Annotated in this window: 12 protein-coding genes; 9 read left to right on the top strand and 3 right to left on the bottom strand. The window is 36.9% G+C overall.

The window, feature by feature from the left end:
• The first annotated feature begins 15 nt into the window (after positions 1-15).
• The 8 genes from ACFYKX_RS01885 (at position 16) to ACFYKX_RS01850 (ending at position 10,123) form a co-directional block, all read left to right on the top strand.
• Positions 16-963 carry an MBL fold metallo-hydrolase gene (locus tag ACFYKX_RS01885; protein WP_389358995.1) on the top strand — a complete coding sequence of 316 codons (948 nt, stop codon included), beginning with the start codon at positions 16-18 and terminating at the stop codon, positions 961-963.
• 88 nt (positions 964-1,051) lie between these two features.
• A complete protein-coding gene (locus ACFYKX_RS01880; RefSeq protein ID WP_389357506.1) occupies positions 1,052-2,593 on the top strand; it encodes a class I adenylate-forming enzyme family protein in 1,542 nt (513 codons plus the stop codon).
• A 145-nt stretch (positions 2,594-2,738) separates the two neighbouring features.
• Positions 2,739-3,881: a cysteine desulfurase family protein gene (locus tag ACFYKX_RS01875; RefSeq protein WP_389357504.1), complete on the top strand. Its 1,143-nt coding sequence runs from the start codon at positions 2,739-2,741 to the stop codon at positions 3,879-3,881.
• 38 nt (positions 3,882-3,919) lie between these two features.
• Positions 3,920-5,314, top strand: coding sequence for an MFS transporter (locus tag ACFYKX_RS01870; protein WP_389357502.1), 1,395 nt, complete (start codon positions 3,920-3,922; stop codon positions 5,312-5,314).
• Positions 5,315-5,602: 288 nt separating this feature from the next.
• On the top strand, positions 5,603-6,961 hold the full coding sequence (locus ACFYKX_RS01865; protein WP_389357500.1) for an aspartate aminotransferase family protein: 1,359 nt from the start codon (positions 5,603-5,605) through the stop codon (positions 6,959-6,961).
• A 213-nt stretch (positions 6,962-7,174) separates the two neighbouring features.
• Complete coding sequence (locus ACFYKX_RS01860) at positions 7,175-8,209, top strand: fatty acid desaturase (protein ID WP_389357498.1); 1,035 nt, start codon at positions 7,175-7,177, stop codon at positions 8,207-8,209.
• Between the two features lie 181 nt (positions 8,210-8,390).
• Positions 8,391-9,527 (top strand): sensor histidine kinase, encoded by a 1,137-nt coding sequence (locus tag ACFYKX_RS01855; protein WP_389357496.1) that lies wholly within the window; start codon positions 8,391-8,393, stop codon positions 9,525-9,527.
• On the top strand, positions 9,524-10,123 hold the full coding sequence (locus ACFYKX_RS01850) for a response regulator (protein WP_389357494.1): 600 nt from the start codon (positions 9,524-9,526) through the stop codon (positions 10,121-10,123). The genes ACFYKX_RS01855 and ACFYKX_RS01850 overlap by 4 nt, the downstream gene beginning before the upstream one ends.
• Before the next feature lie 112 nt (positions 10,124-10,235).
• On the opposite strand, the gene ACFYKX_RS01845 is transcribed toward ACFYKX_RS01850, so the two are convergent.
• On the bottom strand, positions 10,236-10,667 hold the full coding sequence (locus ACFYKX_RS01845; RefSeq protein WP_389357492.1) for a universal stress protein: 432 nt from the start codon (positions 10,665-10,667) through the stop codon (positions 10,236-10,238).
• Between the two features lie 252 nt (positions 10,668-10,919).
• On the opposite strand from ACFYKX_RS01845, the gene ACFYKX_RS01840 reads away from it, so the two are divergent.
• Positions 10,920-11,189: a DUF1292 domain-containing protein gene (locus ACFYKX_RS01840; protein WP_389357490.1), complete on the top strand. Its 270-nt coding sequence runs from the start codon at positions 10,920-10,922 to the stop codon at positions 11,187-11,189.
• Positions 11,190-11,548: 359 nt separating this feature from the next.
• Here ACFYKX_RS01840 and ACFYKX_RS01835 read toward each other — a convergent pair whose 3' ends face one another.
• A complete protein-coding gene (locus ACFYKX_RS01835) occupies positions 11,549-13,069 on the bottom strand; it encodes a sensor domain-containing diguanylate cyclase (protein WP_389357488.1) in 1,521 nt (506 codons plus the stop codon).
• Positions 13,070-13,256: 187 nt separating this feature from the next.
• Positions 13,257-16,316: an efflux RND transporter permease subunit gene (locus ACFYKX_RS01830; protein WP_389357486.1), complete on the bottom strand. Its 3,060-nt coding sequence runs from the start codon at positions 16,314-16,316 to the stop codon at positions 13,257-13,259.
• Positions 16,317-16,364: the final 48 nt, after the last annotated feature.

Here is a 16,364-nt window from a genome sequence, read left to right as displayed (position 1 = left end):
AGGAGGTAGAGGCATATCACTAAAATCATTCCTCTCCCTATTGAAACGCCATTTGCTTCTGGATATGTCAATGCCTATGTGATCATTGGGAAAACCGTTACACTTGTTGACACAGGAAACCCTGGCAAAAAATCCTTCGAACAATTAATCTTCCAACTTAGCAAACTAGATTTGAAGTTGTCTGACCTAGACCATATTGTTTTAACTCACATGCATACCGACCATTCAGGAGGTATGGACTTAATTCAACAAGAAATTCGAGTTCCAGTCTATGTGCATCAACTGGCAAAACCCCTCATAACGAATGTAAAGAAAGAAAAAAAACGTATAGAAGACTTTTTTGATGACTTTGTTAAGCTGTGTGGAGCCAACCCTTTAAAACACCAGAGTAGAGATAAATTTCTACAAGGACCGTGGCAAGATGTACATTACCTAAAAGATGGTGATACCGTCCCCTTAGGAGGAAAGCCATTCAAAGTTGAATATGTTCCCGGTCATAGCCAGACTGATTTATTACTATGGGATCCAGAAACAGGAGACACCCTAGCAGGAGACCATTTAATGGCGGAACTGTCCGTCAACGCTTTCATAGAACCTCCAATCCGTGAAGGTCTCGATAGACCAAAACCACTTCTCCAATATCGAAAATCCTTGCAAAAAGTTAGAGAACTACCATTAAAGCAGATGTATCCTGGACATGGTAAACCGTTTGTAAATCATACTTATTTCATTGATAAGAAGTTTTCAGAACAAGAAAAACGTTGTGAATACATAACAAACATTTTATCAACTGGAGAAAAGAGTATATTTGAGATTTGCCAAAAGCTCTACCCACAACTAAAAGGAAGAGCCATTTTCCTTGGTCTATCACAAATCCAAGGTCATTTAGATCTAATGGAGACACAGCAAAAGGTAGCATGTCGGGAGCAGCTAGGTATTAATTTTTATAGATTAACAAAATAATAAGGCAGGTGATGAGTAGATAAATACGTTATATTGCTACTTCTAGTTCCTTGTTTCATAGTTTAACTTCATATAAGGAGAGGGTTTAATGAAGCTTAAAGATGTACTAGAAACGAATATAGAGAAGTTTGGTGAGTACCCGTTTATCTATTACTACGGAAAACAATTCACGAATATTGAAACGAGAAAGTATTCCAATCAACTTGCAAATGGGTTGAAGCATTTAGGTATTAAAAAGGGAGACCGAGTAATCGTTTGTATGCCGAACTGTCCTGAAGTTTTATTTGCTTATCAAGGAATTACTAGAGCTGGTGCTATCATTGTTCCCATCATGTTTATGCTTCATCCAAAAGAAATTCACTACATCGCCCTTAACTCTGGAGCAAAAGCAATTATAACATCTTCATATGTAATTGGAAATGTAGAAAAAGCAATAGATGCTCTGGAAGAAAAGCCACTTCTTATCACAACAGATATGCCTACAAATGAAAGGGCTTACAATTTTTATGATGTGATGAAAAAAGAAGTTCCTCCTCTTGAGCACGCTGAAAATGAAGTGAGTGAAGACGATATTGCCGTTATCCTTTACACATCTGGTACAACAGGTAATCCGAAAGGTGTCTTGTTAACCCATAAAAATCTTGTAACGAATGCTGCAAGCTCCGCCAAGCATAATGAAACAGAGCAAGGAAATACCATTGGAGTATTGCCTTTAGCACATGTTTACGGACTTACGATTTCGAATACATGCTACTTAACCGGGAGTTCCATTGTAGTTTTTGCGAAGTTTGACCCAAAGGAAGTATTTGCAGCAATTGAGAGATACCAGGTCAAAGGCTTTTCAGCTGTACCTGCTATGATTTATGCGATGTACTCTTTTCCTAATGCGGATCAGTATGACCTTTCATGCCTGGAATGGGTAGGCTCAGGTTCGGCACCATTGCCTGTGTCATTATTGCATGCGTTTCAACAGAAATTTAAATGCGATGTTTTAGAGGGGTATGGACTTTCTGAAGCAGCCCCAGTGGTAACGGCTCATATTAGAAATAAAACGATTAAACCTGGTTCCGTTGGAGTTCCTTTACCAGGAGTAGAGATTAAAATTGTTGATGAACATGATCAAGAACTGCCAGTAGGTGAAGTCGGCGAACTCATTGTACGAGGTGATAGTGTAACTCCAGGCTACTTCCAAAATGAAAAGGAGACGAACAAAGTCCTTAGGAACAATTGGCTGTATACCGGTGATATGGCAAAAGTTGATGAAGACGGCTTTCTTTATATCGTGGACCGAAAAAAAGACCTAATTATAAGAGGTGGTTTCAATTTATACCCACGGGACGTAGAGGAGCTTTTAAATGCTCATAATCAAGTGCAGGAAGCTTCCGTTATTGGAGTTCCAGATGAACGAATGGGTGAAGAGATGGTAGCATGTGTAGTTAAAAAGCCAGATTCCTTGGTTTCGGAGGTTGAACTCATCCAATATTGTCAGCAACATCTAGCGAAAAATAAAACACCGAAAAAGATTGTTTTCCTAGAATCTCTTCCTCGAAATGGGGTTGGAAAAATCTTAAAAACACATCTTCGAAAAACAGTAGCTGACCTTTTCTCCACAACAAGTAAAGAAGAATAAACAAGTGGGTTACAAGTTACCTTTTCAATAAGGTAACTTTTTTAAACTTTATATTTCCTATTAAGCCATTATGGGTGAAATAACAACCGTTATAAGGTAATGTATTTATAACTAACTACATTACGATGAAAAAGGAGTATTTTATATGACACATATTTACTTAGACTATAATGCTAGTACACCGATTGCACCTGAAGTAAAACAAGCAATGATGCCATTCTTGGAAAATCATTATGGGAATCCTTCAGCTCTACACTTTGCATCAACTACTGCAAAAAGAGCAGTCGAAGAGGCTAGACTTCAAGTAGCTAGCTTAATTCATTGCAGTCCCTCAGAAATTATATTTACAAGCGGAGGGAGCGAATCTAATAACCATGTCCTTAAAAGTACTTTCTATCGCTTAAGAGAAAAAGGAAACCATATTATTACGACAGCTGTAGAACATCCTGCCATTTTAAATGTATGCAAATATCTGGAGTCTATTGGAGCAAACATCACTTACGTTGGTGTTGATTCGTTTGGACGGGTCAATCCTAAAGAGATTGAAGAAGCAATCACTTCGAAAACGATATTGATTTCTGTTATGCATGCAAATAACGAGGTAGGAACCTTACAGCCACTTAAAGAGATTGGAAAAATAGCTAAAAAACATGATATTCTTTTTCACACTGATGCGGCTCAATCAGTTGGTAAGCTAGCGCTTGATGTAAAAGATTTAAACGTTGATTTTTTAACCATCGCAGGTCATAAACTATATGCTCCAAAAGGAGTGGGGGCTTTATATATTAGAGATGGTATTAAAATTGAACCTCTCATCCACGGAGCAGGCCACGAAGATGGTAGAAGAGCAGGAACGGAAAATGTATTGTTAGTGGTAGGATTAGGAAAAGCGTGCGAGCTTGCAGCTGAAAATATTACATATAATGAAAAGATTAAGGATTTACGTGATTATTTTTGGACAGAACTCAAACAGTATTTCGGTGAGAACGTTTCGTTAAACGGGCATGAAAGAGAGCGTTTAACGAATACATTAAATATTAATTTTGAAAATAGAATTGGCCAAGACATCCTATCGGCTATCCCACAAATAGCTGCGTCGACTGGTTCTGCATGCCATTCGGGAATTGTCCATTTATCTCCAGTCTTAAAAGCAATGGGGATAACGGAAGACATTGGCAAAGGAGCTGTCAGATTCAGTTTAGGAAAATACACAACTAAGGAAGAGATAGATGAATCAATTCGTCTAATTAAAAAGGTATTAAATAGGAATGGTAGTTTCAAGTCCTAACCATCCCAAAAGTTGAAGATTGGTACTAATAAAATTGAATGGAGGTGGTACCCATACCAACCTTATCAATTCCCACGTCTAGTATAAAAGAAGAGCCTATCCAAGAACGTAAAATCTTGCTTCTCTGGAGCTTTACTGTATGGTTGGTCGTGATGAACACGACAATGTTCAATGTGGCACTGCCAACCATTCTTGCAGAACTTTCTTTAACATCCGTTACAGCATCATGGATTGTTTCAGGATATTCGATTGTTTTTGCCATTTCGACGTTGGCTTTTAGCCGATTGTCTGATTATATCCCTATTGCAAGACTACTTTTAACTGGACTTATGATTCTCGGAATAGCGTCGATTGTTGGTTTTTTTTCTAATTCATTTTATTTGTTGTTATCTGCACGGATTCTTCAGGCTGTAGGAGCTGGAGCTGTTCCAGGGCTAGCGATGGTTTTGGCAGGTCGTTATATTCCTCTTTCAAGAAGAGGAAAAGCTATGGCACTTATCGCTTCTGCTGCTTCACTTGGTTTTGGAATAGGACCAGTGATTGGTGGAGCGATTACTCAGTATTTAGGATGGAACTATTTATTCACGGTTACAGGATTCGTCCTATTTTCAACACCATTTTTCAAAAAACTTTTACCACAAGAAGAAATCAAAAATATTAACTTCGACCTTTTGGGGCTCATCCTCACTGCATGTAGTGTAACGAGTCTCTTGCTTTTTCTTTCAACATTTAGTTTTACCATGTTATTTTCAAGTGTGCTCATCATAGCCGTTACTTGGTTGCATATTCATAAAAGGGAGCAACCTTTTTTACAACCTCAATTACTTAAGAATTCACAATATATAAAGCTCCTTTTTATCGGAATGACAGCGTTCATTACACACTTTTCCGCTTTGTTTTTAATGCCTATTATTCTTACAGATGTTTACCAGAAGGAACCTGCTGAAGTAGGTTTAATCATTTTTCCTGGTGCAATTTTATCCGCAATTACAGCACCTTACATTGGCTCTCAAATTGATCGTCTCGGAAATGGTCGTGTCATCATTACGGCTCAATTATTCCTTTTCATTTCCACACTTGCCTTTGCCTTCTTATCAACTTTGTCTACATACTTTATCTTGTTCACTTATATGTTTATGAGCATAGGTTTTTCTGCACTTACCTCAAGTATATCAAATGAGGTTACAAGGATACTGCCAAAGGACGATATTGGATCTGGAATGGGAATGGCTCAGTTAACCCAATTTTTCGGAGGAGCTTTTGGTGTTACCATTACTGGGCTAGGACTAAACATTCAGGAAGGCCTAACTTTGCCTATAGTCTATAAAAATATTTATTTCGGACTTACATTACTTATCGGTCTAACGATTTTTGTATTTTATTTCTACTATCGCAAAACCGTACGTATAAATAAAAATAGCGATGCTTTCTAAAAAGAAAATGTTTCATTCAATAACAGAAATAACTCTATATCATATTGATATAAAAATGATATCAATTGCTATCATTTTTATATCTTCAAAAGCCCCCCCTAGAATAGTAGGTTAGTAGCTTTGAAGGAGGCTTTGAAGGCGTAAAAAGGAAGAGTTCTCCATTCCAAAGATTACAGCAATGGTAACTGGTACAACATCTTTTATTTTACTTTGAACGTAAAACCATAACAGTAGCTATGATTTATTTATTCATATATGTAGGTTTAATACAATGAGGAGGTATTTACAATGACCAATAAAAGACACTCCGAGGAAACCTTGCTAAGCCAAGATGAGAAGTATGTTTGGCACTCTATGCGTCCATTTAGTCCGAACTCAACGATTGTTGCTTCAAAAGCAAACGGGTCATGGGTAACAGACGCTAATGGCAGTCGGTATTTAGATGCTATGGCAGGATTATGGTGTGTAAATGTTGGTTATGGAAGAAAGGAGTTAGCTGAAGCTGCTTATCACCAGCTACTAGAAATGCCTTATTTCCCTTTAACCCAAACTCATGAACCAGCTATCAAGCTTGCAGAGAAATTAAATGAATGGCTTAATGATGAATACGTTATCTTTTTCTCCAATAGTGGTTCAGAAGCAAATGAAACATCCTTTAAAATTGCTCGTCAGTACCATGAGCAAAAAGGGGAACACCATCGTTTTAAAATTATTTCAAGGTACAGGGGCTACCATGGAAACACGACGGGATCACTAGCTGCTACAGGTCAAGCCCAACGTAAATATAAATATGAACCACTAGCTCACGGATTTATTCACGTTTCACCTCCGGACTCCTACCGTGACGACATCCATGTTTCTGATCCAAGTGAGCTTTCCTCTGTAAAAGAAGTAGACCGCGTCATGACATGGGAGCTAAGTGAAACCATTGCAGCGATGATTATGGAACCTATTATCTCAGGTGGAGGAATTCTAGTTCCTCATGATGGGTATATGCAAGCGGTCAAAGACGTTTGTGAAAAACATGGAGCTCTTCTAATTGTGGACGAAGTGATTTGTGGATTTGGCCGACTAGGAAAACCATTCGGATTCATGAATTATGGGGTTAAGCCAGACATCATCACGATGGCAAAAGGGATAACTAGCGGTTACTTACCACTAGCTGCAACAGCCGTTCGCAAAGAAATCTATGAAGCCTTTAAAGGTGAAGGTGAATACGACTATTTACGACATATTAACACATTTGGCGGAAGTCCAGCAGCCTGTGCTCTAGCATTAAAGAATCTTGAACTAATGGAAAAGGAAAATTTATTTGATCGATCCAGAGATTTAGGGGACCGAGTCCTAAATAAACTAACTACCTTATTGCAAAACCATCCCTATGTAGGAGATGTTAGAGGGAAAGGGTTGTTAATAGGGATTGAACTGGTAAAAGATCAGGCTAGTAAAGAACCATTGGAACCAAGCTTAGTAAATCAAGTGGTTGTACATTGTAAGGATAAAGGAGTACTAATTGGCAAAAATGGAGCTACAGTCGCGGGCTTCAATAATGTTTTAGCCCTGTCTCCACCATTAAATATAGAGGTAGAAGACTTAGACTTTGTTGTTCATACACTTGTTGATTCGTTAAATAATTTAGTGAAGTAAAGTGTTTGATGAGATTCCTTAAGGGGAATCTCTTTTTTGTTATATTTTCATAAAAAATGTGTTTAATTTTAAAACTGATGACACATACTTTCATAGAGTTTTTCAGGACCCTATATGACATTTATCATGTGTCATGTATGACACGTATGTCTACCGCGTTTCTAACCTCTCCTATATGATTAAATTACCAAAAGAAGAAGGGAAGCAACCATTATGAACAAAGAAAAACAAAGAAATTTGCGAAAACAAGTTTCACCTTATGAAAAGTCCAACACAATGGCTAGCATATGGCAACTTATAAATACCCTTGTACCATTTATTGTCTTATGGATTTTAGCTTATCAAAGTCTCTCGGTTTCATATCTACTGTCACTACCGTTTTCAATTTTGGCGGCAGGGTTTTTAGTTCGTACGTTCATTATTTTTCATGATTGCTGCCACTTTTCTTTCTTTAAGAACCGTACGGCAAACAAAATTCTTGGTACGATCACTGGAATTATTACATTGTTCCCATACAACCAATGGCAACATGATCACTCTGTTCATCACGCAACTAGCTCTAACTTAGACAAGCGAGGAACAGGGGATATCTGGATGCTTACAGTAGAAGAGTACTTAGCAGCATCTACCGCTACAAAAATTAAATACCGTTTATATCGAAATCCGTTTGTTATGTTTGTTCTAGGTCCAATCTACATGTTTTTAATTGTTAATCGATTTAACAGAAAAGAAGCTAGGTTAAATGAGCGTTTAAATACGTACTTTACGAATTTCGCTATTGTAGGATTAGTGATTTTATTAGGTACAACTCTTGGATGGCAATCGTTTCTACTAGTACAAGGGACAATCTTCATGATTTCTGGTTCAGCAGGAATCTGGTTATTCTATGTACAACACACATTTGAAGACTCATACTTTGAAGAAGACGAACATTGGGAGTATGTGAAGGCAGCAGTGGAGGGAAGTTCATTCTATAAACTTCCAAAGCTTTTACAATGGTTAACAGGTAATATTGGTTATCACCATGTACACCATTTAAGCCCTAGGGTTCCGAACTATAAATTAGAGGAAGCACATAAAAACACAGAACCATTACAAAATGTTCCGACGATCACGCTGAAGACAAGTATAGAATCCATTAAGTTCAGACTATGGGACGAGGAACAAAAAAACTTTATTGGATTTAAAGATCTTAAACGAATCTCTGCAGAACAGGTAAAAAAGAGAACAACCTTAACAGAAGTATAAAAATAGGGATTGCTTTACTAAACAAACCATTCTTTTCTTTGACAAGAAAGTAAGTCGTTCCATGCAATTGGAGCGGCTTTTTTTGAAGACTTTTAGGAGATATAAATTTTTTAACTTTTACGTACTGTGTTAAGATAACATGGAAGACATTAGAAGAGAGCTATAAAAAAGAGGTTTAATCATGCAGAAAAAAGAAAAGTTACTACAACGTTTTTCCGGTATTTCTCCATATATGTGGAGTGTTTTTAGTATATTGCCATTTTATTTTATATTTCAATCGTCTTCCACAATTGAAATTATAATAGGGATTATCCTTACAATCTTTTTTTTCATAGCTTTTCGATTTGCGTTTATATCAAAGAAATGGCCAGTATATTTGTGGACGTGTGTTCTAATAAGCATTTCAATTACAATGACGATCCTTTTTCAATTTGTCTATTTTGCCTTTTACATTGCTTACTACAATGGGAATATCCAAAATCGAATTGCTTTTTTGACCTTATATATTATCCATTTAGTCGCAACAACCATTTCAATTAATTATAATATCGTCCTACAAAAGGAATTATTTTTAGAGCAATTACCTTTTATCATTATTATCTGGATTAGTGTCATTCTTTTACCATTCAACCTCTATAATAAAAAGAAACAAGGACAACTCGAGGAACAGTTAGAGGATGCCAATAAGAGGATTGCTGATTTGGTCAAACAAGAAGAAAGACAGAGAATTGCCCGAGATTTACACGACACGTTAGGACAAAAGCTATCATTAATCGGACTTAAAAGTGACCTAGCACGTAAATTAGTATATAAAGACCCTGAGCAAGCCAAAAGTGAGTTAGAGGATGTTCAGCAAACGGCTAGAACAGCTTTGAAAGAAGTTCGAAAAATGGTCTCACAGATGCGTGGAATACGACTCAAAGAAGAAATTGTTCTAGTGAACCAGCTTTTAAATGCGGCACAAATTGAATTTATATATGACAAAGATTTAAAAGTTAAAAATGTATCTCTTTTTCTCGAAAATATATTAAGTATGTGCGTTAAGGAAGCTGTAACAAATGTTGTTAAACATAGTAAAGCCACCACTTGTCAATTAGATATAAACCAAACCCAAAATGAGATTTGCATCACCTTACAAGATAATGGTATTGGTATCGTAAAAGAAAAAGATTTTGGAAGAGGAAGCGGCCTTTTAGGGATTAAGGAACGTTTGGAATTTGTGAATGGTAGTCTTGAAATCCTATCAAACCATGGCACTACGATTGAAATAAGAGTTCCAAATGGTGTAAGTCAATCAGAGAAGGAGGAATTGCAGTGATCAAAATCGTGATTGCCGAGGATCAACGAATGATGTTAGGTGCTCTAGGGTCACTCCTTAGCTTAGAAGAAGATATGGAGGTAGTAGGCAAAGCTTCGAATGGAGAAGAAGCTATTTCTCTCGTGCAAAAATTTAACCCAGATATTCTTATCATGGACATTGAAATGCCTCTAAAGACAGGTTTGGAAGCCGCTGAAGAGCTTAGAGGCTTTGGGTGTAAGATTATTATTTTAACGACTTTTGCTCGTACAGGCTACTTCCAAAGAGCATTAAAAGCTGGGGTGAGAGGGTATTTGTTAAAGGATAGTCCAAGCGAAGAATTAGCAAGTTCTATTCGCAGTGTGATGGAAGGGCAACGGATTTTTGCACCAGAGTTGATGGACGATATGTTCGCTGATGAAAATCCTCTTACAGACCGGGAAAAAGAAGTTCTTGAGCTTGTAGCGGATGGTAAAAACACGAAGGAAATTGCTGAAGAGTTAAGTATTAAGACTGGCACTGTTCGAAACTATATATCAACTATTTTGGATAAACTAGAAGTTACAAATCGGATTGAAGCTATCACCCAATCTAAAGAAAAAGGTTGGTTCAAATGAAGGTCATTTCTTCCTAAATATGATGTAGAAAGCTGACAGCATTTGAACCGCTAAGCATAAGAAAATCCCCTTATCAATTCTGATTAAGGGGATTTTCTTAGATTGCTAGGTTTTAAGGCACTATCGTTACTGGACAAGGAGCGTCATGCAAAACACTGTAACTTACACTACCGAGGAATTTTGCTTTAACAGCGCCTAGACCTCTTGAACCCATGATAATACTTAGGGCGTTGATTTCCTTAGCCACTTTACAAATTTCGTCACTAGGAACTCCAATAACAATTTTTTGTTCTACTTGAATATTTTCTTCTTTTACAACTTCTAAAGACTTTTCAACCGCTTCTCTTCCAAGCTGTTGTTGGTAGTCATGAACAGCTTCTTCACTGAAAAAACGTTTAACGTTTGGGGTATTAAAATGAGGTTGTACATTTAATATCATAATAGATCCACTTAGTTCTTTAGCTAAAGTTAATGCGTGGTTTAAAGCTCTTTTAGCTTCCTCTGAACCATCTACTGGTACTAATAGGACTGGTGATTGTGCCATGTTAAATCTTCCTTTCACATTGGTTACCTTCATTATACAAACTATACCCTTGCATGTCTGTATATAACATGGAAAATACCGTACAGTTTTTACATTATGTAACAAAATATCCATAATTAACATAGTAACAGTAGAAACTTAATATCAAGTTTACGTAATTCCTTGGAATAATTTATGTTTATTCAGAGTGAACTTTGAGATAATAATAAAGGCGATTCTTAGAATGAATGTAGCATTGAGAGGGGACTGTATATGGAAAAGATTGAAGTTGGAGAAATATTTACGATTAGCGATGAAAACAATGAAGAACAAGAGGTTGAAGTATTAGCAGCACTTAACCTTGATGGAACAGATTACGTGGCTGTCAGCTTTGTCGATGATTTACAAGAAGACACAGAAGAGGACATTGATATCTTTTTCCTAAAGGTGGACGAGGATGGTGATTTCTCGGCGATTGAAACCGATGAGGAATTTGACAAAGTTTCAGCTGCATTTGATGAAATGATGGACGAAGAAGAATAAGAAAAGCGCAAGCGGCTTGCTCAGCGGCGTATAAACTGGAGGCCCATCTAATCTAGCTGTGGCTCCTTGACCCTCGAGTCATAAGTTGTACTGCTATGTGGCAAACACCGCCACTCCGCAGTCTATCTTATGCTTGTCGGGGCAGAGCAGTCGCCTCACTTTTTATGCATGAGATAAAGGAAACACGGAGAGCGAAAGCGTTCGATGTTGACTTATCGTAAGGAAGGAAAAATCATATGATTTTTCCCAGATGGGGTGAAGTTTACTAGGCGCTAGGTGCTGGAGCTAGACACCAACCTAACTTGAAAAACCAAAATAAAAAAGGAGGGGGTTATGTGAAACTCCTCCTTTTGCATTAGTTATGATGAACGACCATAAGAAGCCTTTTGTTTTAAGAGGCTTTTTTCTTTGTACATGGCTTGGTCGGCTAGATGAATCATTTCATCAATCGAAACTTCTTGGCCAGGTCCAAACTGATATAAACCGTGGCTTATTGTAATAGGATAGTTGTTGCTGCTATTTAAGGACAGGCTTTCAATAATGGTTTCCCAAATGTCATCAACACAAGCCAATGTTTTATTTCTAAATAGAATAATAAATTCGTCTCCGCCATATCGGAAGAAGATGTCTTCTTGGATGTTTTCCTTAACTTTATTACAAACTGTTTTGATTAATTGATCCCCTTCAGCATGTCCATATTGATCATTTACTACTTTAAGATTATTGATATCGATGAAACAGAGGATGAACTCTTCACCTGTATTTCTAGCTTTTTCAATTTCTTCTTCAAGCAAAGAAATACCACTTCGACGGTTAAGGATACCTGTTAACGCATCAATCGATGCATGTTCAGTCAACTCAGCCTCCATCTTCTTGAAGGCAGTAATATCAGTTACTCCAGCTAATAGGCATTTTTCATTCGCGTATTCAATCAACTCATAGTTTATAATTACCCATCTATACTCACCATTTGATATCCTTTGTTCTACAATATGATTCTTTACTTTACCCGTTTCTAGCAACTCGTTGACGATAGTCAGCCGATCATCAGGAGTCCTATAAAAATCCTTTGCTTTTTTATAAGTTAACTCTTTAAGTGAGACATTATAAAATTCCAACGCACTTTTATTTACTTTTATGATTTCACCTGTATTTAATCTTGTTAAAATTAACGGAAAAGGATTTATTTCAAACAACTTTCTGAAATTCTCTTCTTTCTCTTTAACCATTAAGTCGTTATAGAAATCTCTCTTTCTGTACGAATAAAATGCTACCGAAATAAAAAAGGAAATAATGACTGTACTTGTTGAATTGATTTGCTTTGTTACAAGACTAAATTCATCTCTAGAAAAAAAGGATAAACCAATTAAAAACAAACTATGATTAGTTATATAAATAGCAAGTAGATGTAGGGGATTAATGGGAAACAAGACCGCAATAGCTATGATGATGATGATGTAAGCATCTATATTCCCAGTAAGCTGCTGACTATTAAGTGACGCCCCAACTCCCATTAGGGCAAACATCATTATGTATAAGTTAACGAGAATAGTTGGTTTATTGGTCTTAAATAAGTCTCTATTATGCTTAATTCGACGATATAAAAACAAGTAGATCAATGCGACCATTAATGTAGCAAGATGTAAAAATATTAGGATATATCGATAAGATATATTATCCACATTTTTTAACATGATAATGTCAACATATAAATAAAAGATGTATAGAATACTTAAAGTGATGGACACAATATTAAGCCTATTAAGTAAATATCGATTATGTGGCTCTCTAAACTCTCGGATATTCGTTCCTTTATTGGTATCGATAAAACCCTTGAGAGTAGAAAGGAAATGTTTAAGACTCTCTTTAATGAATTTCAAGAACGGTCAACCCTTCTAATGCTGTTTTGAAGTATTTTATCACAAAACCATTAAACTAGTAATAAATTCCCATAACATACATTTAAATCACTAGATTAAAATGTGTCCAAATTGTGAACATTACTATTTCTATATATGAACCATAAACAAAACGATGCGAAAAATAGCATCGTTTTGTTGTTTTATTTTAACTTAGACTTCTTTTTCTCATTCTGATTCGATAAAACACTAAATATAACATCGGAACGATGATGAGCGTTAATATTACTGAAAATAAGATCCCTGATATGATCGTAATCGCTAATGGAGTAAAGAGTGTATCACCACTAAAGGCTACAGGTATGAGCGCTACAATAGAAGTTAAAGCCGTCAACACAATGGGCCTTAATCTAGTTCGACCAGATTCTATCACAGCTTCCGTCAATTCCATCCCGTCTTTTAGCGCTTGTTCAATAAAATCAATTAGTACCACAGAATTTCTTACAACGATTCCTGTCAATGATACCATCCCCATAACAGCTAAGAAGCTAATTGGCGTCTGAGTCACAAATAATCCTAAAATCGCTCCAGCAATCGCTAAGTAAACAGCCACTAGAACTAGGAAAGGTAGGGACAGGGAGTTAAATTGGAAAGCAATTAGTAAATACACTAAGAAAATCACGATGATGAACAAAACGGTAATTTCTGCAAAGAAATCATTTTGCGCTTGGTTCTCTCCGCCAAGGGATATTTGATAATTCGCTATTAAATCCGCTTTTTCTTCATCAACAATTTCTTGAACCTTTTCTTTAAAATTCTCCGTTTCTTGTGGAAAAGCTCTAATTGTAATCGCTCGTTCTCCGTTTATATGTGGGGTACGCTGTATTTCTTCTGATTCCTGAACAGATACTAGCTCATCTAAAGTCACAAGTGTTGGAGGGCCCTGATTACTAGAACTAGTTGCAGGAATAACTAACTTTGTTAAATCCACTTCATTGTTTTTTCCATCTAAAACAAGGCTCATGTCTCGACGAATGACTCCATTGTCAAACGCCTTAAGAGGAATTCCTTCTGTTGCTAGACGAAGTTGTTCACTAATTTGGTTAACGGTAATTCCATATTGTTCAAGATTTTCCCGATTCGGAACATACTTAAGAGTAGGCTCAAGATCACCAACGTTATCAACAACAAGATTCGTACCAACTTCCTTTATTTTTTCTTTTAAACGATCACGGATTTCCAACAATTGATCCATTTCTACACCAGTAATAGTGACCGTTACTGGGGCTCCTGTCGGTGGACCCTGTTGGATCGTTTCCATAAAAATCTCAGCTTGAGGAAATTCATTTCTTAAATTGTCTTGCCATTCATCAATTAACCCTTGCGCAGTTTGATTCTCTCTGTCAACATGAGCAACTAGCTGACCTGTATTTTTACCTGTTACATTTAAAGAACTATTAAACAAGTTTGGTAGACCAGTACCGGCGAACATACTTGTTTTTGTTACATCAGGATCTTCTAAAAGCAACTGCTCCATTCTTTGAAGAGTTTCTACAGTACTATCTAAAGTCGTTCCAATTGGTAATGTGACATCTATGGTCACTTCTTCACGATCAGCTGCTGGAAAAAACTCAAAAGGAGTAAAGACGATAAGTGCAAAAATTCCTGTTGTAATGAGTAAACCCAATGTACTGACAAGGATCGGGCGCTTTGAAGCTTTCTTTAATAACCCATCTGCATAAATGTCTGCTAATTTGTTTAAGGGCTTCCCTAATAAACCTGGCGCATCAGACATTTTTTTACTCGTTTTACTGTAAAGCATATAGCGAATCATCGGGACAAAAAATAATGCAACTAATGTTGAAGCAATGATAGTCGTGATTAACACGGTAGGTAATGCTCGTATAAAAGCTCCATTCCCACCAGATAAGAAGATAAGAGGTAAGAAGGTAAACACAATCGCTAATGATGACGTTACGATAGAAACCCAAATTTCCTTCGTCCCGTTAACTGCTCCGGCTAGAGCATTGTCGCCTAGCTTATATCTTCTTTGAATATTATCATTTACAACAATGGAGTCATCCACAAGAATCCCTAGGGCAATAATAGCACCTATAACTGAAATTTGATTTAAGTCCACTTCAGCAAACGGAAGGGGGATAAGCCCCATCAACATGGATATTGGAACTGCCAACGCCACTACAAATGCTCCTGACAGTGATAGCCCAAGTGCCGTAGTAAAAATAACCGCAATAACGGAAATTGCTAAGGATAAGAATAATCCGTCAAAAATGGTGGTAACTAATTTAGCTTGAGAATAGTAGGACTTCAGTTCGACCGAAGAAGGAAGGGTTTCACTTAACTCTTCGACTTTCTCACTTACTCGATTATCAACAGTTGGAATATCCTGACCGGGCTCAACAAAAGCAGTAAAAGAAATAGAAGGTACTCCCTCATAAGTAATGATATCCGTTACGTCTTTTGGAACAACCTCTACTTTACCAACATCTTTTAACCATACAGATTCCCCTTGAGGCGATTGACCAACATAGAGATTGTTCATTTCCTCCATGGATACGAAATGCTCTACGGTTAATTGAACAACTTTGTTGTTTTGCTGTTGCTTCCCTAAAGGTATTGGATAATACTCATCATTTATGGCTTGTATAACGTCTGGAATAATAATTCCATTGCTTTGCATGGAGTCGGAATCCAAAGTAATCAGAATCTCTTCTTCAGGAAGACCTTTGACCGCAACTCCTGATACTCCTTGCAGAGATTCTACTTCTTCTTTCCAACGAGCCATATCTTCCTGCAATGTAAGAAGGTTTTCACGGTCAGTGCTTACCAAGTGATATGAAACAATCGGAAGCTTAACAGTAGACTCATTAACTTCGGGTTCAAAGGCTCCTTCTGGAAAACCACTCGCAGCGTCAGAGACAGCTTGGCGAATATCACTGAAGACTTTCCCTTTGTCTTCATTTTCTGAAATTTCCACAATAATGGTTGAAAAGCCTGAAGCGGAGGAAGAATTTATCTCTTCAACACCATCAATTGACCTTATTTTTGTCTCAATCGGATTGGTAATCATGCGTTCGACTGTATCGACCGTAGCACCAGGATAAACAGTGTTTATCGTACCAATATTAACAGTTGTTTCAGGTATTTCTCTTTGCGGTAACTGAAAAAATGTAAACACTCCAACAATGACAAAAAGGACAACGAAAATCATAAACAATTTGGCACGTTGCAAAATCCATGTAAGCACAATGGTTCCTCCTCAAATAGACGATCAAGTTTTTCAACATGTATAAAT

The organism is Cytobacillus spartinae, from assembly GCF_042865285.1.
Taxonomy (GTDB): domain Bacteria; phylum Bacillota; class Bacilli; order Bacillales; family Cytobacillaceae; genus Robertmurraya_A; species Robertmurraya_A spartinae.
The sequence above is the reverse complement of the archived record's forward strand: the minus strand, read 5'-3'. Positions and strand labels throughout refer to the sequence as shown.